This window comes from Acidovorax kalamii (genome assembly GCF_002245625.1).
In the GTDB taxonomy this organism is placed as follows: domain Bacteria; phylum Pseudomonadota; class Gammaproteobacteria; order Burkholderiales; family Burkholderiaceae_C; genus Acidovorax; species Acidovorax kalamii.
The window spans coordinates 212,087-233,577 of record NZ_NOIG01000001.1; the positions used below are offsets into that span (position 1 = coordinate 212,087).

20 protein-coding genes are annotated in these 21,491 nt (G+C 65.0%); 11 read left to right on the forward strand and 9 right to left on the reverse strand.

Annotation, left to right across the window (positions count from 1 at the left end):
* Window positions 1-67 precede the first annotated feature (67 nt).
* The 10 genes from CBY09_RS00935 to nagZ all read left to right on the forward strand — a co-directional run bounded on the left by CBY09_RS00935 (window position 68) and on the right by nagZ (window position 10,174).
* Window positions 68-1,537 (forward strand): Do family serine endopeptidase, encoded by a 1,470-nt coding sequence (locus CBY09_RS00935; protein WP_094285490.1) that lies wholly within the window; start codon window positions 68-70, stop codon window positions 1,535-1,537.
* A gap of 510 nt (window positions 1,538-2,047) precedes the next feature.
* Window positions 2,048-3,856 carry a translation elongation factor 4 gene (lepA, locus tag CBY09_RS00940; RefSeq protein WP_094285491.1) on the forward strand — a complete coding sequence of 603 codons (1,809 nt, stop codon included), beginning with the start codon at window positions 2,048-2,050 and terminating at the stop codon, window positions 3,854-3,856.
* Complete coding sequence (gene lepB / locus CBY09_RS00945; RefSeq protein WP_094285492.1) at window positions 3,856-4,830, forward strand: signal peptidase I; 975 nt, start codon at window positions 3,856-3,858, stop codon at window positions 4,828-4,830. The genes lepA and lepB overlap by 1 nt, the downstream gene beginning before the upstream one ends.
* Window positions 4,831-4,869: 39 nt before the next feature.
* The gene (locus CBY09_RS00950) at window positions 4,870-5,232 is read left to right on the forward strand and encodes a DUF4845 domain-containing protein (protein ID WP_094285493.1); all 363 of its coding nucleotides are present in this window, start codon (window positions 4,870-4,872) and stop codon (window positions 5,230-5,232) included.
* Window positions 5,233-5,916, forward strand: a complete 684-nt coding sequence (gene rnc / locus CBY09_RS00955) for a ribonuclease III (protein ID WP_094285494.1) — start codon at window positions 5,233-5,235, stop codon at window positions 5,914-5,916.
* Window positions 5,913-6,917: a GTPase Era gene (era, locus tag CBY09_RS00960; RefSeq protein ID WP_094285495.1), complete on the forward strand. Its 1,005-nt coding sequence runs from the start codon at window positions 5,913-5,915 to the stop codon at window positions 6,915-6,917. The genes rnc and era overlap by 4 nt, the downstream gene beginning before the upstream one ends.
* Before the next feature lie 83 nt (window positions 6,918-7,000).
* Window positions 7,001-7,768, forward strand: a complete 768-nt coding sequence (recO, locus tag CBY09_RS00965) for a DNA repair protein RecO (protein ID WP_094285496.1) — start codon at window positions 7,001-7,003, stop codon at window positions 7,766-7,768.
* Complete coding sequence (locus CBY09_RS00970; protein WP_094285497.1) at window positions 7,765-8,553, forward strand: pyridoxine 5'-phosphate synthase; 789 nt, start codon at window positions 7,765-7,767, stop codon at window positions 8,551-8,553. Before recO ends, CBY09_RS00970 begins: the two co-directional genes overlap by 4 nt.
* Window positions 8,554-8,614: 61 nt before the next feature.
* Window positions 8,615-9,007, forward strand: coding sequence for a holo-ACP synthase (gene acpS / locus CBY09_RS00975; RefSeq protein WP_094285498.1), 393 nt, complete (start codon window positions 8,615-8,617; stop codon window positions 9,005-9,007).
* A gap of 75 nt (window positions 9,008-9,082) precedes the next feature.
* A complete protein-coding gene (gene nagZ / locus CBY09_RS00980) occupies window positions 9,083-10,174 on the forward strand; it encodes a beta-N-acetylhexosaminidase (RefSeq protein WP_094285499.1) in 1,092 nt (363 codons plus the stop codon).
* A gap of 102 nt (window positions 10,175-10,276) precedes the next feature.
* Here the strand turns inward: nagZ and pdxA are convergent, their stop codons facing one another.
* Together pdxA and CBY09_RS00990 are read right to left on the reverse strand one after the other, a co-directional pair.
* The gene (gene pdxA / locus CBY09_RS00985; RefSeq protein WP_240515527.1) at window positions 10,277-12,091 is read right to left on the reverse strand and encodes a 4-hydroxythreonine-4-phosphate dehydrogenase PdxA; all 1,815 of its coding nucleotides are present in this window, start codon (window positions 12,089-12,091) and stop codon (window positions 10,277-10,279) included.
* Window positions 12,088-13,290: a four-carbon acid sugar kinase family protein gene (locus CBY09_RS00990; protein WP_094285501.1), complete on the reverse strand. Its 1,203-nt coding sequence runs from the start codon at window positions 13,288-13,290 to the stop codon at window positions 12,088-12,090. The genes pdxA and CBY09_RS00990 overlap by 4 nt, the downstream gene beginning before the upstream one ends.
* Window positions 13,291-13,403: 113 nt before the next feature.
* On the opposite strand from CBY09_RS00990, the gene CBY09_RS00995 reads away from it, so the two are divergent.
* Window positions 13,404-14,309, forward strand: coding sequence for a LysR family transcriptional regulator (locus tag CBY09_RS00995; protein WP_094285894.1), 906 nt, complete (start codon window positions 13,404-13,406; stop codon window positions 14,307-14,309).
* On the opposite strand, the gene CBY09_RS01000 is transcribed toward CBY09_RS00995, so the two are convergent.
* From CBY09_RS01000 to CBY09_RS01030, 7 genes are all read right to left on the reverse strand, one after another.
* Window positions 14,300-14,998, reverse strand: coding sequence for a mechanosensitive ion channel family protein (locus CBY09_RS01000; protein WP_240515545.1), 699 nt, complete (start codon window positions 14,996-14,998; stop codon window positions 14,300-14,302). The genes CBY09_RS00995 and CBY09_RS01000 overlap by 10 nt on opposite strands.
* Window positions 14,999-15,060: 62 nt before the next feature.
* Window positions 15,061-16,095 (reverse strand): GGDEF domain-containing response regulator, encoded by a 1,035-nt coding sequence (locus CBY09_RS01005; protein WP_094285896.1) that lies wholly within the window; start codon window positions 16,093-16,095, stop codon window positions 15,061-15,063.
* A 79-nt stretch (window positions 16,096-16,174) separates the two neighbouring features.
* Window positions 16,175-17,722, reverse strand: a complete 1,548-nt coding sequence (gene lysS, locus CBY09_RS01010) for a lysine--tRNA ligase (protein ID WP_094285502.1) — start codon at window positions 17,720-17,722, stop codon at window positions 16,175-16,177.
* A gap of 37 nt (window positions 17,723-17,759) precedes the next feature.
* Window positions 17,760-19,004, reverse strand: coding sequence for a DegT/DnrJ/EryC1/StrS family aminotransferase (locus CBY09_RS01015; protein WP_094285503.1), 1,245 nt, complete (start codon window positions 19,002-19,004; stop codon window positions 17,760-17,762).
* Between the two features lie 19 nt (window positions 19,005-19,023).
* Window positions 19,024-19,656, reverse strand: a complete 633-nt coding sequence (locus tag CBY09_RS01020) for an acetyltransferase (RefSeq protein ID WP_094285504.1) — start codon at window positions 19,654-19,656, stop codon at window positions 19,024-19,026.
* The gene (locus CBY09_RS01025) at window positions 19,653-20,246 is read right to left on the reverse strand and encodes a sugar transferase (protein WP_094285505.1); all 594 of its coding nucleotides are present in this window, start codon (window positions 20,244-20,246) and stop codon (window positions 19,653-19,655) included. Before CBY09_RS01025 ends, CBY09_RS01020 begins: the two co-directional genes overlap by 4 nt.
* A complete protein-coding gene (locus CBY09_RS01030; protein WP_094285506.1) occupies window positions 20,243-21,484 on the reverse strand; it encodes a glycosyltransferase family 4 protein in 1,242 nt (413 codons plus the stop codon). The genes CBY09_RS01025 and CBY09_RS01030 overlap by 4 nt, the downstream gene beginning before the upstream one ends.
* Window positions 21,485-21,491: the final 7 nt, after the last annotated feature.

Sequence of the window (21,491 nt, forward strand, 5' to 3'; positions counted from 1 at the left end):
GCGGCACACTCTTCACAGTCACACCAAGTTGATGGACAGCATTTGCACAATTCACGAAAGGTCGAAGATGCCGAAGTTCGATGGAAGTAAGCTGCGCTCTGTAGCGCTCGCGTGCATGTTTGCCGGGTTGGGCGGTGCCGTGGCGCTGCCTCAGGCGGCGTGGGCCCAGCCAGCGGCCGTTGTCCGGGGCCTGCCGGACTTCACGGAGCTGGTGGACCAGGTGGGGCCGTCGGTGGTCAATATCCGCACGGTCGAAAAAGCATCCTCCCGCGCCGGCGCCAATGGCATGGATGAGGAGATGCTGGAGTTCTTCCGGCGTTTTGGTGTGCCCATTCCCAACCAGCCCCGCCAGCAGCGCCCCCAGAGACCGCAGCAGGAAGAGGAGCAGCAGCCACGGGGTGTCGGTTCCGGTTTCATCCTGACGGCGGACGGGTTTGTCATGACCAACGCCCATGTGGTGGATGGTGCCGATGAGGTCATCGTGACGCTCCCGGACAAGCGCGAGTTCAAGGCCAAGATTGTGGGCGCGGACAAGCGCACGGACGTGGCAGTGGTCAAGATCGAAGCCACGGGCCTGCCTGCGGTGAAGGTGGGAGATGTGAGCCGCCTGCGTGTGGGTGAGTGGGTGATGGCAATCGGCTCCCCTTTTGGGCTGGAGAACACCGTCACGGCGGGCATCGTGAGTGCCAAGCAGCGCGACACGGGGGACTATCTGCCGTTCATCCAGACCGATGTGGCGATCAACCCCGGCAATTCGGGCGGCCCGCTCATCAACATGCGCGGCGAGGTGGTGGGCATCAACAGCCAGATCTATTCCCGCTCAGGTGGCTTCATGGGCATCTCGTTTGCCATCCCCATGGATGAGGCCATGCGGGTGAGCGAGCAGTTGCGCGCATCGGGGCGTGTGACGCGTGGACGCATTGGCGTACAGATTGGCGCGGTCACCAAAGATGTGGCCGAGTCCATTGGCCTGGGCAAGGCGCAAGGTGCGCTGGTCACGGGTGTCGAGGGCGGGTCGCCCGCCGACAAGGCCGGCGTGGAAGCCGGTGACATCATCACGCGTTTTGACGGCAAGCCCATCGAGAAGGTGGCAGACCTGCCGCGCCTGGTGGGCAATACCAAGCCCGGAAGCAAGAGCACGGTGACGGTGTTCCGCAGGGGAGCGTCGCGTGATCTTGGCATCACCATTGCAGAAATCGAACCAGACAAGCCTGCTACCAAGCTGGCCGAGCGCGAGGAAAAGCCCAAGGCTTCTGCAGCCGCGCAACAGTTGGGGCTGTCGGTGACGGAACTGACGGACGCGCAGAAGAAGGAGTTCAAGCTCAAGGGCGGCGTGGTGGTGGCCGCTGCCACCGACGCTGCTGCCCGTGCGGGACTGCGCGAGGGTGACATCATTCTGTCGGTGGCCAATACCGAAATTTCGGGCGTGAAGGAGTTCGAGTCGGTGCTCGCCAAGGCCGACAAGAGCAAGTCCATCAACGTGCTGTACCGGCGCGGTGAGTGGGCCCAGTACGCCCTGATCCGGGCTGGTCGCTGACGCGGTGATGTCGGGAGAGGGCTGCCCAACACCGGGCTGATTCCCCTCTTCCCTGATCGGGCCTTTGGGCGATAGATTTAATTTTCGGCTTTTTTGCCTCGCCCTCGGAAGAGGACTAGATGTTAGCTTTTGCTAACTTTTGGAGAGCCTATCAACCAGATTCGATAGAATAGAGGCTTTCGTTAAACGCTTATCTGCATATTGACTGGCGTCGGGTTCACGATGCGGGATGGTTCTGTGCAATGCACAGCTGATCCACAGCTCACCCACAAGTTGTCCAGCGTTGTTGTTGTGCCAACTGTGAATAAACTGTGTATAAAATCCCTGTTGCAGACCGGCAACTCCCCCTCAGTGCAGTCGGGCGGGCTTTTCCAAGCGGCCTTTTTGCCTACAATGAAGCTCCAACTATCGCAGTTGCCAATGATTGTTGGTTCAGGGCGCGTCGCCACTCGACGCGCCCTTTTTTCTTGTGGGCGCCGTTTTAATTCAATCACTTGACGCTTTCCGTTGATGAATCACATCAGAAATTTTTCCATCATTGCGCACATCGACCATGGCAAGTCGACGCTGGCCGACCGCTTGATCCAGCGGTGTGGAGGGCTTGCGGAACGCGAGATGGAGGCCCAGGTCCTGGACTCGATGGACATCGAAAAAGAGCGTGGGATAACCATCAAGGCGCAGACCGCCGCGCTGCAATACAAGGCGCGTGATGGACAGGTCTACAACCTCAATCTGATCGACACACCGGGCCATGTGGACTTCTCCTACGAGGTCTCTCGTTCGCTCTCTGCATGTGAGGGCGCACTGCTCGTCGTCGATGCATCGCAGGGCGTGGAAGCACAGACCGTGGCCAACTGCTATACCGCGCTGGACCTGGGCGTCGAAGTGTTGCCGGTGCTGAACAAGATGGACCTGCCGCAGGCCGATCCCGAGACTGCCAAGGCCGAGATCGAGGATGTGATCGGCATCGATGCGACGGATGCGATCCCGTGTTCCGCCAAGACCGGCATGGGCATCGACGAGATCCTTGAACTGATCGTTGCCAAGGTGCCCGCGCCCCGGGGCAATCCCGAGGCGCCGTTGCGCGCGATGATCATCGACAGCTGGTTCGATCCCTACGTGGGCGTGGTGATGTTGGTGCGTGTGGTCGATGGCCGTCTGCTCAAGGGCGAGCGCTTCAAGATGATGGCATCGGGAGCCGCATACAACGCCGATAACCTTGGTGTCTTCACGCCTGCCAATGAATCTCGCGATGCATTGCACGCAGGGGAGGTGGGCTACATCATCGCGGGCATCAAGGAGCTCAAGGCCGCGAAGGTAGGTGACACCATCACGCTGGAAAAGAAGCTGCCCAACAACATGGGGCCAGCCGAGCAGGCGCTGCCGGGCTTCAAGGAAATCCAGCCGCAAGTGTTCGCGGGGCTCTACCCCACGGAAGCCAGCGAGTACGACCAGTTGCGCGACGCGCTGGAGAAGCTCCAGCTCAACGATGCCTCGCTGCACTTCGAGCCCGAGGTGTCACAGGCGCTGGGCTTCGGCTTCCGTTGCGGCTTCCTGGGCCTCTTGCACATGGAGATTGTGCAGGAGCGCCTGGAGCGCGAGTTCGACCAGGACCTGATCACCACCGCGCCCAGTGTGGTGTACGAAGTGGTCAAGGGCGACGGCGAAGTCATCATGGTCGAGAACCCCTCGAAGATGCCCGACCAGGGCAAGATCCAGGAGATCCGCGAGCCCATCGTCACGGTCCACCTGTACATGCCGCAGGACTATGTGGGCCCGGTGATGACGCTGGCCAACCAGAAGCGGGGTGTGCAGATCAACATGGCTTACCACGGTCGGCAGGTGATGCTCACCTATGAGCTTCCGCTGGGTGAGATCGTGCTCGACTTCTTCGACAAGCTCAAGTCGGTGTCGCGTGGCTACGCGTCGATGGACTATGAGTTCAAGGAGTACCGCGCATCCGATGTGGTGAAGGTGGACATCCTGCTCAACGGCGAGAAGGTCGATGCCCTGTCCATCATCGTGCACCGCAGCCAGTCGGCCTACCGGGGCCGTGCCGTGGCGGCCAAGATGCGCGAGATCATCAGCCGCCAGATGTTCGACGTGGCCATCCAGGCGGCCATTGGTGCCAACATCATCGCGCGCGAAACCATCAAGGCCCTGCGCAAGAACGTGCTGGCCAAGTGCTATGGCGGTGACATCACCCGCAAGCGCAAGCTGCTCGAAAAGCAGAAGGCGGGCAAGAAGCGGATGAAGCAGATCGGTTCGGTCGAGGTGCCGCAAGAAGCATTTCTGGCCATTTTGCAGGTGGAAGATTGATGCAGTTCATGCAAATTCTCACGTCTTTGGTGCTGGCCGGTTTTGCCGGCTATATCGGTGCCTGGTACTTTGGCGCCATCGAGGGCAACTTTGCATTGCTGCTGTTCCTGGCCACGGTGGTTACCGGGGCCTACTGGCTGGCGGAGCGGTTTTACTTTTTGCCAAGCCGCCGCCGCGCAGCGCAAGCGATAGAAGACGCCGCCGTGGCACGCCGCGCCGAACTGGACCGCATGGGCATCCAGAAGGTGGATGTGGATGTGCAGGAGGCCAAAGGCCAGATTCTCATGCAGCCTTGGTGGCTGGACTGGACCGCCGGGCTTTTCCCCGTGATCGTGGCGGTGTTCTTCCTGCGCTCGTTTTTATTCGAGCCTTTCAAGATTCCGTCGGGCTCCATGATTCCGACCCTGCTGGTGGGCGATCTGATCCTGGTGAACAAATTCACCTATGGACTGCGCCTGCCGGTCATCAACACCAAGATCACGGAGGGCAACAAGCCGGAGCGTGGCGATGTGCTGGTGTTCCGTTATCCGCCACAGCCCAGCATGGACTACATCAAGCGGGTGGTGGGCGTGCCCGGGGACGAAGTGGCCTATATCAACAAGCGCCTCACGATCAATGGCAAGGCTGTCGATACGAAAGCACTCCCCGATTTCTTTGAAGAAGATGCGATGCGCTACTTCAAGCAGTTCGAGGAAACACTGGGTGACAAGCCCCACCGTTTGTTGAACAACCCCGATGTGCCAGCGTTTGTGCAAGGCGCCAGCAATTTTGCTTACCGCGAAAACTGCCGCTACAGTGTCGAAGGCGTCGCATGCAAGGTCCCCGAGGGCCACTATTTCATGATGGGCGACAACCGCGACAACTCGCTGGACTCCCGCTACTGGGGTTTCGTGCCAGAGGGCAACATCGTGGGCAAGGCCTTTTTTGTCTGGATGAATTTCGGTAACCTCAAGCGCATTGGTTCGTTCCACTGACGCGCAGTTGCCGCACACCACATAGTGAGGGGGTTATTTATGAACAAGAGTCGCACCGCAAGCCGTTCGCGCCAGCGTGGCCTGTCTTTTTTTGGCCTGATCTTTATCGGCTTGATCGCAGTGGCTGTGTTTGCCATCGGGGGGCAGTCAGTGCCGATCTTCCTGGAGTACACGTCCGCGAAGAAGGCCATTGAAAAGGCCAAGGTCGAGAGCACTGTGCCCGGCGTGCGGGCTGCCTTTGACCGCGCTGCAGCCATCGACGACATCCGCTCCATCCAGGGCAAGGATCTGGAAGTCACCAAGCGCGGCGACAAGGTCGTGGTGTCGTTCAAATACGCCCGTGAGATCCCTCTGGCGGGGCCGGCCTATCTGGTCTACCGCTTTGAAGCGCAGACCAACTAGGTGCAGCCCGGTCTTGTAGCGCTGCAGGCTCGCCTGCAGCATGTCTTTTCTGATCCTTCGCTGCTCCAGCGTGCCGCCACGCACCGCAGCTTTTCTGCGGACCACAACGAGCGGCTCGAATTTCTGGGCGACTCCGTCCTGAACCTAGCGGTTGCCAGCCTGCTGTACCAGCGGCTGTCTGCGCTGCCCGAGGGCGATCTGTCCCGAGTGCGTGCCAACCTCGTCAAGCAGGATACCTTGCACCAGTTGGCCCTGCGCTTGAAGGTCTCCGAGGTGCTGCGCCTGGGTGAGGGCGAGGCCAAGTCGGGCGGGCAGCAACGCCCCTCCATCCTTGCCGATGCCCTGGAAGCCCTGATTGGCGCCGTGTACCTCGATGCGGGGTATGTCCAGGCCGAGGCACTGGTGCACCGCCTTTTCGAAGGGGTGGAAATCAACCCTCAGATGCAGGCCGCGTCCAAGGATGCCAAAACCGCGTTGCAGGAGTGGCTCCAGGGCCGCAAAATGAAGCTGCCGCAGTACCGGGTGGTGGCGACCGTGGGCGCGGCCCACCGTCAGACCTTTGACGTCGAGTGCGATATTCCCGAACTGGGCCTGACCGAACGTGGCATCGGTGGCTCGCGCCGGGCCGGCGAGCAGGCGGCAGCTGCCGCCATGCTGGCCACATTGAAAGCAAAGAATTTATGAATGATGCTACTAAAAATGTAGCTGGTGACGAGGGTGCAGAAAGCGCCCCCGTGCAAAACGATCTGGAGGCCATGCTGGCCGCCGCTGCGGTGCCTGCGGCTGTGCCCGGCCAGCGCTGCGGCGTGATCGCCATTGTGGGCAAGCCCAACGTGGGCAAGTCCACGCTGCTCAACGCCCTGGTGGGGCAGAAGATCAGCATCACCTCGCGCAAGGCGCAGACCACGCGCCACCGCATTACGGGCATCCGCACGCGGGAGCAGACGCAGTTCATCTTTGTGGACACGCCGGGTTTCCAGACCCGCCACGCCACCGCGCTCAACAAGTCGCTCAACAAGACCGTGATGGGCGCGATCGGCGATGTGGACCTGATCCTCTTTGTGGTCGAGGCCGGCAACTTCACGCTGGCCGATGCCAAGGTGCTGTCCCTGTTCAAGCCTGGCATCCCCACGCTGCTCGTGGCCAACAAGCTCGACATGGTGCACCGCCGTGCCGAGATCGCGCCCTGGCTCAAGAGCATGCAGGAGCGCCACCCGTTTGCCGAGTTTGTGCCCATGTCGGCCAAGAACAAGGGCGACATCGAACGCCTCTTCGGCATCTGCGAAAAATACCTGCCCGAGCAGGGTTGGTGGTATGCCGAGGACGAGCTGACCGACCGCAGCGAGAAGTTCCTGGCCTCCGAAACCGTGCGCGAGAAGCTCTTCCGCTTCACGGGCGATGAGCTGCCCTACACCTCGACCGTGGTCATCGACAAGTTCGACGAGGAAAAGAGCAAGCAGCACAAGCGCCTGGTCAAAATTGCCGCCACCATCGTGGTCGAGCGCGACAACCACAAGATGATGGTCATTGGCGACAAGGGCGAGCGCCTCAAGCGCATTGGCACCGAGGCCCGCCAGGAGCTGGAAAAACTCATGGATGCCAAGGTGTTCCTCGAACTCTGGGTCAAGGTGCGCTCTGGCTGGGCCGACGACGAAGCGCGTGTGCGCTCCTTCGGCTACGAATGAGCCCCGCCCGGATGATCTGCTGGTCACCCGACGCGGTAGCCGGTTTTTTCTGACCCCTCTCGCACCACTTCCCAATCAGCACCGTGGCTGCCGCCAAGCGCATTGCCGATGAGCCCGCCTTCGTGCTGCACAGCTACGACTGGAGCGAGTCCAGCCTGATCCTGGAAGTCTTCTGCCGCCGCCAGGGGCGTGTGGCCCTGGTGGCCAAGGGCGCGAAGAAGCCCAGCTCCAACTTCCGCCCCGTGCTGCTGCCGCTGCAGCCGCTGCTGCTCACCTACACCCTGGCGGGCGACGGCACGGCCGACATCCACACCCTCAAGGGCGCCGAGTGGGTGGGCGGCCATGTGATGCCCACGGGTGATGCGCTGCTCTCGGGCCTGTACCTCAACGAACTGCTGCTGCGCCTGCTGGCGCGGGCCGATGCGCACACCGCACTGTTCGATGCCTACGCCGGTGTGGTGCGGGTGCTGGCCAGTGAGCATGGCGACGCGCTGGAGCCCGTGCTGCGCAGCTTTGAATTGCTGCTGTTGCGCGAGATCGGCCTCCTGCCCAGCCTGGATGTGCAGACCATGACGCTGGAGCCGCTGAAGGCCGACGCCCGCTACACGCTGGTGGCCGAAGGCGGTTTGCGGATGGCCTCTGCCGCCGACCGCGCGGCGCTGCCAGGGCGCCAGTGGATCGCCCTGCAGCGCGCGCTGGACGATGACGCTGCCAGCTACACCGCCACGCTGCGCGCCTGTGCCCCCGTCGCGGCGGAACTCAAGCCCCAGCTGCGCACCGTGCTGCAATACCATTGCGGCAGCCCCATGCTGCGCACCCGCCAGCTCATGATCGACCTGCAGGCCCTATGAACCAGCCATCCAACGCTTCGCACCCGACCACCGCCCTCTCGGTCAACGTCAACAAAGTCGCGCTGCTGCGCAACACGCGCCACCTGGGCATCCCCAGCGTCACCCGTGCGGCCGAACTGTGCCTGCAGGCGGGTGCCCAGGGCATCACCGTGCACCCCCGGCCCGACGAGCGCCATATCCGCAGCCATGACGTGTTCGAGCTGGCCGCGCTGATGAAGGCCTGGCCGGACCGCGAGTACAACATCGAAGGCAATCCGTCGCAGAACCTGATGGACTTCATTCGCCAGGTGCGGCCCCACCAGGCCACCTTTGTGCCCGACAGCGAAGACCAGTTCACCAGCGACCACGGCTGGAGCTTTCCGCAAGATGCCGAGCGCCTCACGCCGCTGATCGCGGAATGCAAGGCCTTGGGTGTGCGCGTGAGCCTGTTCATGGACCCGGTGCCCGAGCAGATGGCTGCCGCCCGGGCCGTGGGCGCCGACCGGGTGGAGCTGTACACCGAACCCTACGCCGCCGCCTGGGGCACGCCGCAGCATGCGGTGGAACTGAAGCGCTACGCCGCCGCCGCGCAGGCCGCGCTGGATGCAGGCCTGGGCGTGAACGCAGGCCATGACCTCAACCGCGACAACCTGGCCGCCTTTGTGCGCGAGGTGCCCGGCGTGCTGGAGGTGTCGATTGGCCATGCCCTCATTGCCGACGCGCTGGAGCTGGGCTACACCGCCACGGTCCAGTCCTATCTGGCGTGTATCCAGGCGGGGTTTGCAGGTTCGGCCAAAAACTCCTGATTTGATAGCTGCCAAGGCATGATGGAAGAGCGGTAGCAGCCATTTTTATTCAAAAATTCTCATGATCTACGGCATTGGCACCGACATCTGCGACGTGCGCCGCATCGCCGCCAGCCTGGAGCGCCACGGCGAACGTTTTGCCCAGAAGGTGTTGGCCGACGGCGAGCTGGCCACCTGGCGTGAGCGGAGTGGCCGCTGGCCCGACCGGGGCCTGCGCTACCTGGCCACGCGCTTTTCGGCCAAGGAGGCGTTCAGCAAGGCCATTGGCCTGGGCATGCGCATGCCCATGACCTGGCGCCATTGCGAGGTGGTCAAGCTGCCCACCGGCCAGCCGGTGATCGTGCTGCACGGTGCGCTCAAGGAATGGTTCGAGGCCCGGGGGCTGAAGGCGCACCTGAGCGTGACCGACGAGACCGACTACGCCGCCAGCTTCTGCGTGGTCGAGAAAATTTAAAGAAAATAGGCCTCTGCCGCTCGACTGCTATGCCTTGATAGCTATATTTTTGATAGTAAATTCTGACGGACCCTGATGACTGAACACGCACCCCTGATCCTCGACGTGGCGGGCACCACACTCACCGACGTGGACCGCCGCCGCCTGGCCCACCCGCTGACCGGCGGCGTGATCCTGTTTGCCCGCAACTGGGACAACCGCGCACAGCTGCTGCAGCTCACCAGCAGCATCAAGGCCGTGCGCGACGACCTGCTCATCTGCGTGGACCACGAAGGCGGCCGCGTGCAGCGCTTTCGCACCGACGGTTTCACCCACCTGCCGTCCATGCGCGCTTTGGGCGAGATGTGGATGGATGACGGCCCCGGTGCCAAGGCGGTGCCCGGCAGCGGCGCGCTGCGCGCCACCAATGCGGCCACGGCGGCGGGCTACGTGCTAGGGGCCGAACTGCGCGCCTGTGGTGTCGATTTCAGCTTCACGCCCGTGCTCGACCTGGACTGGGGCGAAAGCGGTGTGATTGGCGACCGCTCCTTTCACCGCGACCCGCGTGTGGTGGCGCTGCTGGCCAAGAGCCTCATGCACGGCCTGCTGCAGGCCGGCATGGCCAACTGCGGCAAGCACTTTCCCGGCCATGGTTTTGTCAAAGCCGACTCGCACACCGAAGTACCCGTGGACAAGCGCAGCCTCAAGGCCATCCTGGCCGACGACGCGGCGCCGTACCCCTGGCTCAGCAGCACGCTCACCAGCGTGATGCCCGCCCACGTGATCTACCCCAAGGTGGACAGCCGCCCCGCCGGCTTCTCGCAACGCTGGCTGCAGGACATCCTGCGCCGCCAGATGCGTTTTGATGGCGCCATCTTCAGCGACGACCTGAGCATGGAAGGCGCGCGCCGCCTCGATGGCCAGGTGGTCAGCTACACCGACGCCGGGATTGCGGCGCTGCAGGCGGGCTGCGACCTGGTGCTGCTGTGCAACCAGAGCCTGGGCGACGGCCAGGCCGTGGACGAACTCATCGATGGCCTGGAAAAGGCCGGGCAGCAGGGCCGCTGGCAGCCCAGCGTGGACAGCGAATCGCGCCGCCTGGCGCTGCTGCCCGAAACCCTGCCCCAGCCCTGGGACGAGCTGATGTACCAGCCGGCCTACCTGCAGGCGCTGGATCTGCTGCCCTGAGGGGGCTGTTCACGGCTGCGGGCGTTGCGCGTGGATTGCGGCCCGCACCATGTGCGCGCCAGCCGCAAGCCTCGGTTGCTAGTTGTCAGTTTTTCACTGCCGTCAGCGCGCCCCGCTGCACTGCGGCTCCTTCCCCGCAGCGTCCAGCAGGCCCCGGATGCAGCGCAATTGCGCTGCCAGCCCGGGGGCCGGGGCTGGAAACACGCCGTCCAGCGCTGCGGTCCCCACCGTCAGTCCGGCGGCGCGGCCTGCGACGGCAGCCTCAATCCGTTCAGCCCGGTCAATAGAGCCCGCGATCACCACCGGCTTGTCCACCGCCGCAACCACGCGGTGGATCAGTGCTGGCACGTCACCTGTAAACCGATAGGCCAGCAGGTCCAGCCCATGTACGCCCTCCAGGGCTGCCATGCGTCTTGCGCTGGCCACGATGTCGTCGATGGAGCCGCCCAGCACGCTGGGGTGGCCGGTCACCGCGCCGGGGAACGGGTAGTAGCGGATGGGCGTGCCCCGCAGCAGGGGCAAGACGGCCTCGGGCCGCGTGCCGCCCATGAGCACATCCACCCCCAGTGCTACAGCGGCCTGTGCTGAGGCGGTTTCGCTGGCCTCGTCCAGGCTCACCACCTCCAGGTAGCTCACGGCCCCGGCGGCGCGGATGGCGTCGGCCAGCTGCTGCAGGCCGGGCAGTGGCAGGCCCACGTCCTTGAAGCCGATGTGCTGCACGCCAGCGTCCAGCACCTCGGGCAAGAGGTCCATGGCGTTGGCGACGGTGCGGTCCTGGCGGGTCAGCATGAAGATGAAGTCGGGGCATGGGCGCCGGACGGTGGCTGGAGCGCGGCGATGCAGCACCGGCATGGGCGCCGGTGCGCTGATCGTGGTGGCTGTGCGGGTCGTGGCGCCCATGGCGGCTGCGTACTGCAGCGCCTGCACCAGGCTGCTGGCACTGGCCCGGCCGGTTCCTGCAATGTCGAAGGCCGTGCCGTGGTCCACCGAGGTCCGTATGAAAGGCAGGCCCAGGGTGATGTTCACCCCTTGCTCCACGCCCAGGTACTTCACCGGGATCAGGCCCTGGTCGTGGTACTGCGCCACCACCACATCGAAGTCGCCCTGGCGGGCGCGCATGAACACCGTGTCCCCGGGCCAGGGGCCGGAGGCGTCAATGCCCTCGGCGCGTGCCGCGGCAACGGCGGGCGCAATCACCTGCTGGTCCTGGTCGCCAAACAGCCCGTTCTCTCCCGCATGGGGGTTGAGCCCGGCCACCGCCACGCGCGGGTGGGTCAGCCCCAAGCCCCGGCAGGCGGCGTGGGCGAGTCGGATCGCGCGCAACTCGTTGTCGGGGGTCACGGCGGCAATGGCTTCGCTCAGCGCCACGTGGATGGAGACCAGCACCACCCGCAGTTCCGGGTTGGCGAGCATCATCGCGAAGTCGCGGGTGCCGGTGCGGGCCGCCAGGATCTCGGTGTGCCCGGGGTGGGTGATGCCTGCGGCGCGCAGCGCGAGCTTGTGGATGGGGGCGGTCACGATGCCACGCACACGCCCTGCCAGCGCCAGGTCGATGGCCCGCTGCACATAGGCGTGGGCGGCAGCCCCCGCACGCGCATCCACCTGACCGGGGACAAGGTCCTGGGGCAGGGGCGCCCCGGTGGGCAGAACGGGGATGGCCCCCTGGGCCAGCGCTTGCGTGAGCCCGTCAAAGTTCTCCCCGATGGGCATGATCGGGCAGGATCCTCCGATGGCATCGACCGCCCGCTGCAATGCACCGGCGTCGCCAATCACCACATAGGGCAGGTCAGGGCGGCGGGTGTCTTGCGCCAGCTTGGCGATGATCTCCGGGCCGATGCCCGCCGGGTCGCCCATGGTGATGGCGAAGGGAAGGCTGTTGTGGTCGGGTAGCGGTGGGGGAAGGGAGGGGTGGGTCATGGGCTTGGAATCTCCGTGGTTGGCAGGGTGTGCAATTGCTCAATGCAGCGGCGCAAGGTGTCTGGCTGGCCAAAGCCCCCGGCCTTGGTGGCAAAAGCCAGTGTTCGTGTGGGCAGCTGCAGCGCGCCGTAGGGCACGCCGGGCGCCACTTCGCCCAGCAGGTCGAGGTGGGTCGCCTGCAACACCTCGATCACGCGCCGGGCCGTGTCGCCACCGGTGGCCACCAGCCCGTCCCACTGCGCTGCGCATTGCCCGGCCAGCCACGCGAGCTGCTGTGCAGGCTGGGCTGAGAACCCGGGGGCGGGCGGCGGGGTGTGTCCGGGCGGCGTGGCGCTGGTCAGGCACACAACTGGGTGTGTGGCCAGGGCCTGGGTCAAGACGTTCTGCAGGGCCTGGAGCGCGGCCATGGCCAGGCCAGGCTCGCCCGGTGGGGGCGGGAGGCGCACCACAGGGATGCCTGCGCGCTGCAGTTCCCCCACCTGCCCGCCGTTGGCGGGGTGCAGGCTGCCCACCACCACCAGGGTGCACCGGGGCCGCCCCAGGTGCGGTGGGCTGGTGTGGCGTGCGGGGGGCGCTGGGCATGGGGGCGCCCCGTGGGCGCGGGCGAGTGCACTGGCCAGCCCTGGCGACCCCACCCAGAGCAGGTCTGGCCGGCGTAGGCCGGTGGTGGCGACGACGGCATCCAGGTCGGCATCGGTGGTGGCGTCGTGGATGCGCAGTCGCTGCGCGGGCACGCCGCGTGGTCCCCCCATGCGGGCCATCACCACGCTGGATGTGATGGGCGTGCGCTGGTCGCTGGCAAACACGGTCTGCTCCAGCGGCATGCCGTGCAGCCATTGGCGTCCTTGTTGTGTGGTGCGCCCGGCCGCCGGGAAGGCCGGAGCCACCAGCGCCTGCTGCCGGCCCGCCCCATCCAGGGCACCGCAGGTCTCGGCGCCCAGGTGGCCGCGCAGGGTGGAGTCAATGGTCTTGAGCAGCACGGGCGCGTGTCGCAGTGCTTGTGCGGCGTGACGGAACCGCGCCTGCGCGCGCAGCGGGGACACAAACCGGGTGTCGAGGTCGATCGCCAGCACGTCAGAGCTGTGCGGCCCTGCCAGCGCGTTGGGATGCAGCAGCACACGTGCAGACCGCCCGCAGGCGGCAAAGGGCGCCGCACCGTCGAGGGCACTGGTCAGGTCGTCGGCCAGGATGGCGATCATGAAGGTTTCTTCTTGCTCAATGAATTCTGGGTACTATGCTTTTTTGAAGAAAATAAAAAAATCGATTTCGACTCAAGGTTTTATTGAGTGAAAGTCAATTGAAGAGCGATGTGATGGATACGATTTCCAGGCTTCCCCACCTCTCGGCCCTGCGTGCGTTTGAAGCCACCGTGCGCCATGGCAGCGTCTCGCGCGCGGCGCGAGAGCTGCATCTGACGGATGGCGCTGTGAGCCGTGCCGTGCGTGACATGGAGGGGGCCCTGGGCTTTGCGCTGTTTCAGCGCGGCAACCGGGCGGTGGTGCCCACTCCTACCGCACGGGTGCTGGCCGACGATGTGGGGGCGGCACTGGGCCGTTTGCATGCCGCCATGGAGCGTGCGCGCCGGGCCGAGGGCGTGGGCAGGCCGCTGGTGCTGTCGTGCGAGCCCACCTTTCTCATCCGCTGGTTGATTCCCCGCCTGGCGCTGCTGCAGGCGGCGGTGGGGCCGGAGCGGGAGCTGCGGTTGGTATCGGCCGGTGGGCCGGTGTTTTTCAGCCGCGATGGCATCGACCTGGCGATTCGCCGCAGCGACTTTCCCTTGGCGCCCGATGTAGTGGCCGAGCCGTTTCTGGACGAGCGCATCGGCCCTGTGTGTCGACCCGATCTGGCGGCGGCCTGCGCGCAGCGGGATGAGGTGTTGCAGGCCGTGCTGCTGCACACGGCCACCCGCCCCGGTGCCTGGGAGGGTTGGGCCGGGTTGACCCACACGCGGCTGCAGGCCCAGCGGGATGTGCGGTTTGAGCACTTCTACCAAAGCCTGCAGGCGGCGGTCGCCGGTGCGGGCATCGCCATCGGCCCGGTGGCCCTGGTGGCTGACGACCTGGCCACCGGTGTGTTGTGTGCGCCGCGCGGTTTTGTGGCTGATGGTTCCCGCTACCTGCTCATGGCGCCGACGGGGGAGGGGGATCGGGCAGCCTTTGCCGCAGTTCTGGCCTGGCTGCGTGGGGCCTGCCAGTCGCTTCCGGCTGGTCAGCCCTGAGAGCCGTTTGCGGAACCGGCGCCCGCCGTTGTGGGGGCTGCGGCGGCTGTTGTTGGCGCCGGTGGGGTTGGCGCCTCTGTAGCCTGTTCGGGCGCTGCGGGAGGCTGCGGCACTGCAGCCGGAACAGGTGGCACGCCCTGAAAGCGCCGCACCACCCGCTGGAATACCAGCGAATTCGGGATCTGCAGCCAGGCCACATGCTCGGCCGTGGCGCCATGGTCTTCCAGCGTGGTGTAGAGCAGGTTGATGTCCACCACGCGCCCCTTGGCGCCGGGTTTCTCTGCGGTGTCCAGCACCTCGATGTAGTCGCCGATGCGGAATGGCCGCACCGTGAAGATCAGCAGAGCGCAGAACAGGTTGGACAACACGCTCCAGGCGGCAAAAAACGCCACCGCACCCACCGTGGCAAAACCGGTGAACGCCGTCCAGAGCACGGTGGCGGAGACGCCCATGCGCTCCAGCACCAGCAGCAGCGCACTGGCCACGATGATCCAGCGGATCAGCCCGTTGAGGGGCACGACCAGCTCGTCCGGCACCTGGTAGTGGCTGCTGGCGCGGCGCACGATGCGGCGCAGCACGCGCTGCAGCAGCCAGGCCACAAAGAGGATGAGCAGGATCTGCGTGCCGGGGATGATGACCTCCAGCCAGTCCTGCACCCAGTCGGGCAGGCGGGTTTTCAGCAGCTGCATGCGGGAGGCCACGGTGCGCGCGCTGCGCTCGGTGGCATCAAACGAGAAGGCGGAAAAGAAACTCAATTGCGCAGTTGCTCCACGGTGTCCATCTGCATTTCAAAACTGAAGAAACGGTTGCGGCCCTGGGCCTTGGCCGCGTACAGGGCCTGGTCGGCGCGCATGATCATGCTTTCGGCATTGGTGCTGTCGTCGGGCACGCAGGTGGTGATGCCGCCGGACAGCGTAAGGATGTCGCCCAGGGGCGAATTGGCATGCGCGATGGCACGCACCTTGAGCAGCTGCCCCAGGGCCCGCGCGAAGGTCATGGCCCCCGAGCGGGGCGTGTTGGGCAGGATGAGGGCGAATTCTTCGCCGCCGTACCGCGAGGCCACATCCCGGGGGCGCACACACACTTCGCGCAGCAGGCGGCCTACCTCCTTCAGGCAGGCGTCGCCCTGCACATGGCCGCTGGTGTCGTTGAAGAGCTTGAAATGGTCCAGGTCGCACAGCATCAGCGTGAGCGGCGTGCCATCCCGCCGTGCGGCCAGGATCTCGTTGTGCAGGATGCGGTCGAAGCCCCGGCGGTTGACCAGGCCGGTGAGCGCATCGATCTCCACCATCTCGTTGAGCCGCTGGTTGGCGGCATGCAATTCGGCCGACATCAGCACCAGCCGGCGGCGCATGTCCAGCAGTCGTCGCATGGCGCGCAGCTTGGCCATGAGCACGATGGGCTTGACGGGTTTGACGAGGTAGTCGTCGCCCCCCACCTCAATGCCACGCCACACGTCCAGCTCGTTGTCCAGGCCCGACAGGAAGATGATGGGTGTCCAGTCGCCCGCCTCGCTCTCGCGCATCTGCTGGGCCACCCAGTAGCCGTCCTGGCCGGGCAGCTTGATGTCGAGCAGCACCAGGTCCGGGCGGTGGGTCTTGAAGAGGTGCAGCGCCGCCTGGCCCTCGGGCGCCTCGAAAATCTTGGATACGCCTGCGCGCCGCAGCTCGGCCACCAGCGCTGCGCGCACGGAGCCCTGGTCTTCGACCACCAGCACCGAGAACGCATTGCCCGAGGGCAAGGGCTCGGCGGCGGGGTAGGGGGCGTTGCTGGAGCTGAAAGGCACAGGGGTCTCCTTGGGCGCCGTCGTCAAGCGGCGCGGTCTCGGGCTCCCGGAGTGCATCGCTCCGGGGCTTCGCTCAGGCTCAGGACTCGCGGCGCAGCGCCGGGAACAGGATCACGTCGCGGATGCTCGGGCTGTCGGTCAGCAGCATCATGAGGCGGTCAATGCCAATGCCGCAACCCCCTGTGGGGGGCATGCCGTACTCCAGCGCGCGCACGAAGTCGTGGTCGTAGAACATGGCTTCGTCGTCGCCGCTGTCCTTGGCGGCCACCTGGGCGTGGAAGCGCGCGGCCTGGTCTTCGGCGTCATTCAGCTCGCTGAAGCCGTTGCCGAACTCGCGGCCGGTGATGTACAGCTCGAATCGTTCGGTCACCTCGGGGCGGTTGTCGTTGGCGCGTGCCAGGGGCGAGATCTCCGTCGGGTGCTCCATGATGAAGGTGGGCAGCCACAGCTTGTCTTCCACGGTTTCCTCGAAGTACAGCACCTGCAGGCTGGCCAGCGAGCGGGCCGAGAGCTTGTCCTTCTCTTCCGTCATGCCCAGCTTCTTCAAGGCGCTGATGAGCCAGGCGGCATCGTCCACATGGGCACCCGCCTCGGTGTACTGGAAGATCGCTTCGCGGATGGTCAGGCGCGCAAACGGCTGCGACAGGTCCACCGCGCGGCCTTGGTAGGTCAGCTGCAACGATCCGGTGGCCTTGAGTGCAACCTCGCGAATCAGCGTCTCGGTGAAGTCCATCAGGTCCAGATAGTTCCAGTACGCTGCGTAGAACTCCATCATGGTGAACTCGGGGTTGTGGCGCACCGAGATCCCTTCGTTGCGGTAGCTGCGGTTGATTTCGAACACGCGCTCGAAACCGCCCACGATCAGGCGCTTGAGGTAGAGCTCGGGTGCGATGCGCAGGTACATCTCCTGCTCCAGCGCGTTGTGGTGCGTCACGAACGGCTTGGCATTGGCACCGCCCGGGATGGGGTGCAGCATGGGCGTCTCGACTTCGAGAAAGCCGTGGCTCACCATGAATTCGCGCAGGCCGCTCACGGCCTTGCTGCGGGCCATGAAGCGCTTGCGGGCGTGCTCGTCGGTGATCAGGTCCACATAGCGCTGGCGGTACTTCTGCTCCTGATCGGCCATGCCGTGGAACTTGTCGGGCAGAGGGCGAAGGCTCTTGGTCAGCAGGCGCAGGCCAGTCACCTTGATCGACAGCTCGCCCGTCTTGGTCTTCATGAGGGTGCCCTCGGCGCCCACGATGTCGCCCAGGTCCCAGTGCTTGAAGGCGGCGTACAGCTCTTCGCCCACCGCATCGCGTGTGACGTAGAGCTGGATGCGGCCACCCACCTCGCCCAGCGAGCCGTCCTGCACCGTGGCGAAACTGGCCTTGCCCATCACACGCTTGAGCATCATGCGGCCGGCCACGCTGACGGTGACGGGCGTGGCTTCCAGTGCCTCGTTGGCCGTCTCGCCGTGGTCCTGGTGCAGCTGGGCCGCCTTGTGGGCGGGCTTGAAGTTGTTGGGGAAGGCCACGCCACCGCCATTGGCTTGCACTTCGCGCAAGGCGCGGAGCTTTTCGCGGCGCTCGGCGATGAGCTGGTTGTCGTCCTGGGGGGCGGGGTGGTTTGGTGAAGTGTCAGGCATGGCGCGCTCAGTGGGCGAGTGGAGCAAACCTTCTATTTTAGTTTCTATCGCTACGGGCCTGAGAAAGCACTTTGGCTGCGACGGTCGCGGTCCTTTCAATTTCTGCCGCAGTAAGGGTAGGGTGGACCAGAAACATCAAGCTGGACTCTCCAAGATCTCTGGCCGTGGGCATCGGCTTAGAAGGGCGCCAGCCCGTCCCTTCAAACGCTTTCTCTAGGTAGACCTCAGAACAGCTGCCGTGGTAGCAAGGCACTCCGGCGTTGTTGATTGCATCTGCTACGCGATCACGGTTCCAGCCAGGCGCTAGGTGCTGCTGCTGCACATACAAATAGAACCTGTACTGTGCGTGCAAACAGCCGCAAGTGGGTGGAGCGGGGGGGGCGTGGAGAGTTTGACAAGACTCACAGCTACTGAAAACAGGAAGCCGTATTGGTCCTCGTGTACCCGAAAACTCTGAAAGAGTCGTACGCAGTGCTTCAGCGTGAGCGTTGCGCTGGCGGGTCCATTCAGGCAACCGGTGCAATTGAATCCGGCCGATTGCTGCCTGCATCTCCAGCATGCGCCAGTTGGTGCCGAAGCTCTCGTGCAGCCAACGGAAACCCGGCGGGTGCTGGCGCTCGTACACAGCAGCGTAGCTCTTGCCGTGGTCCTTGTAGGCCCACATGTCGCGCCACAGTTGTTCATCGTTCACGGTGACCATGCCGCCCTCGCCCCCGGTGGTCATGATCTTGTCCTGACAGAAACTCCAGGCCCCGACGTGGCCGATACTCCCCACGCTGCGGCCCTTGTAGAGGGCACCATGCGCCTGCGCGCAGTCCTCGATGACCTTGAAACCGTGCTGCGCGGCCAACGCCATGATGGGGTCCATGTCGCAGGGCCAGCCCGCCAGGTGCACGCAGATCACGGCCTTGGTGCGCGGCGTGAGCACCTGCGCGATGGTGCTCGCGGACAGGTTGCCACTATCGGCATCGACGTCGGCGAACACCGGCGTCGCGCCCGCGTTGACCACGCAGGACACGCTGGCAATGAAGGTGCGCGGCGTGACCACCACCTCGTCGCCAGGGCCAATCCCGAGACCCTTGAGCGCCAGATCCAGAGCCAGGGTGCCGTTGGACAGCGCGATGGCATGGCGCGTCCCGCACCAGGCGGCGAATTCACGCTCGAACTCGCGACATTCGTTGCCGGTCCAGTAATTGACCTTGTTGGACAGCAGCACCTGCTGCACGGCCCGAGCCTCTTCCTCGGTGTAGCTGGGCCAGGGGGAGAAAGGCGTGTTCAGCATGATCTTGATGACTCTGCGCTCATGTTTTGCCTGCGCCCTTAAGCACGGCGGGGTTACCGACGACCGTGAGCCCGTCAGACACGGCCTGCACCACCACAGCGCCTGCGCCCACCATGACACGCTCGCCAAGGATCATGCCCTGCTTGACGGCGGCTCCCACACCCACCCAGCTGCCGTGTCCAACCTGGACATGACCCGAAAGGTGCGCGCCCGGACAGATATGCACGGCGTCTCCCAGGCGGCAGTCATGGTCCACCGTAGCACCTGTGTTGATGATGCCGGCCTGGCCCACGACGGCGTCGATGTTCACAACCGCGCCGGCCATCAACACGGTGCCTGCGCCCAGCACGGCATGAGGACTCACCACGGCGGCGGGGTGCACCACGGTCACCAGCGGTGCGCCTGCGGCCTGCAGGGTTTGGTGCTTGGCCCAGCGCACAGCGCAATCGCCTATGGAAACGATCACCCCCTGGAATTCCTGAAGCCGCGCCAGCAGCGCGGCGCTGTCACCCGTCACAGGCCAGGGGCCGTTGCTCTGACGCTGCGGCCAGGCATCGTCAAAGAACTCTACGGCACCCCAGCCGCCGGCCAGGGCTGCATCGGCGACCACCTTGCCGTGGCCGCTGGCACCGAGCAGGGCCAGACGTTTCATGGCTTATTCCCCGTGAAGCGGGGCATGGTGGCCTCGCCTTGCGCGCTGATGCCTTCGCGCACGATGACCTTGCGCACCGTGAGCCAGAGGATGCGCAGATCCAGCCAGAGCGAACGGTGGTCGACATACCAGATGTCAAGCTTGAAGCGCTCTTCCCAGCTGAGGGCGTTGCGCCCATTCACCTGGGCCCAGCCGGTGATGCCCGGGCGCACCTCATGGCGCCGCGCCTGCTCTGGCGAGTACAGCGGCAGATACTCCATCAGCAGGGGCCGCGGTCCCACCAGGCTCATCTCACCGCGCAACACATTCCAGAGCTCGGGCAACTCGTCCAGGCTGCTGGCTCGCAGGAAACGGCCAAAGGACGTCAGGCGCTGAACATCCGGCAACAGTTCGCCATCCGCGCCGCGTTCGTCCGTCATGGTGCGGAACTTGACCATCATGAAAGGCCGCCCGTGCTGGCCGGGGCGGATCTGGCGGAACAACACCGGGCTGCCGAGCTTGCAGCGCACTAGGCCCCACAGCAACAGCAGGGGCAGGGCCAGAGCCAGCAGAAGCCCGAACGACAGCAGCAGGTCAAAAAGGCGCTTCATCGCACCGCCCCTGCTTCCGCCGGACCGAACAGGATGGCCAGGTAGTTCCTGGCCAGCGTCTCGTAGCGGCGATGCGCCAGGATCCATTCGCGGCCACGCCGGCCGATGGCCTCGCGCTGTGCGGCGTCCATGGCTGCATAACGCTGGAGTTCACGGCGCAGCGCCGTCACGTCGCCGGCCGGCACATAAGTGCCGCAATCGGCCTCGTTGATCATCGAGGGGAAGCCGGTGTACGAGGCCACAACCGGCTTGCCGGCCAGCATGTAGTCGATCACCTTGTTCAGGGACTGTCCGTACTTCCAGACCGTCGAGACGTGCACGGAGAAGTACAGCAGGTCGCAGTGCGAGAGCACGGACTGCACCATCTGCTTGGGTACACGCGGCGCGAAGGTGAGGTTGCTCAGGTGCGCGTACTTGCGCTGGTAGTGCGCGCGCAGGTCACCCTCTCCGACGACGAGGAAGTGGACCCCGGGGTCGTCCTTCATGGCCTCGGCGCAGTCGAGCATGGTGTCCAGCGCGTTGGTGATGCCTATGGTGCCGGCATGCGCCACGATGAACTTGCCCTTGGGGATGTACTTCTCGACGTAGTCGGCCGGCAGCGCCTCCCCCGGACCCAGGGCCGCTTCGTCGACGGCCATGGGGATGCAGTGGGTGGTCTTGGGCCGCCCCAGCGCACCGGCCACGTGCTCGCCGAGGTTGGGCATGGTGCCCACGATGGCATCCGCGTGACGGTAGCCCAGCTTCTCGATGAAGCCCAGGCCCAGCACCAGCGGATTCCAGCGGCTGAAACCACCCTCCTCCGTGATGGTCAGCGGCCAGATATCGCGGATTTCGAGCACCAGACGGCACTTGTAGCGCCGACGCAGCAGAAAGCCATTGAGGATAGTGAGCAACGACAGACTGGAGACGATCACCACGTCGGGCGCGGGCAATCTGTCCTTGGGCAGGCGCCAGAGCCGCCACTCGAAGTCCAGCCAGCTCAGAATGCGCCGCAGCGACTTGGCCACCGTGTACTTCATGGTCCGCACCCAGCACAGCCGCATGCCGTCGACCTCCTGGAAGAGATAGGGCTCCTCCAGCACAGGCACCTCGGTAAGCTGGTTGGAATCCGAGGTGATGATCACGCTCTGATAGCCCATACGCGCAAACTCACGCATGATGAGATAGCCGCGTCCGCCCGCACCGACCTTGGCCGGCGGCGCCACGTATTTGGAAACGTACCAGATGCAGGGCTTCACGGGCGGC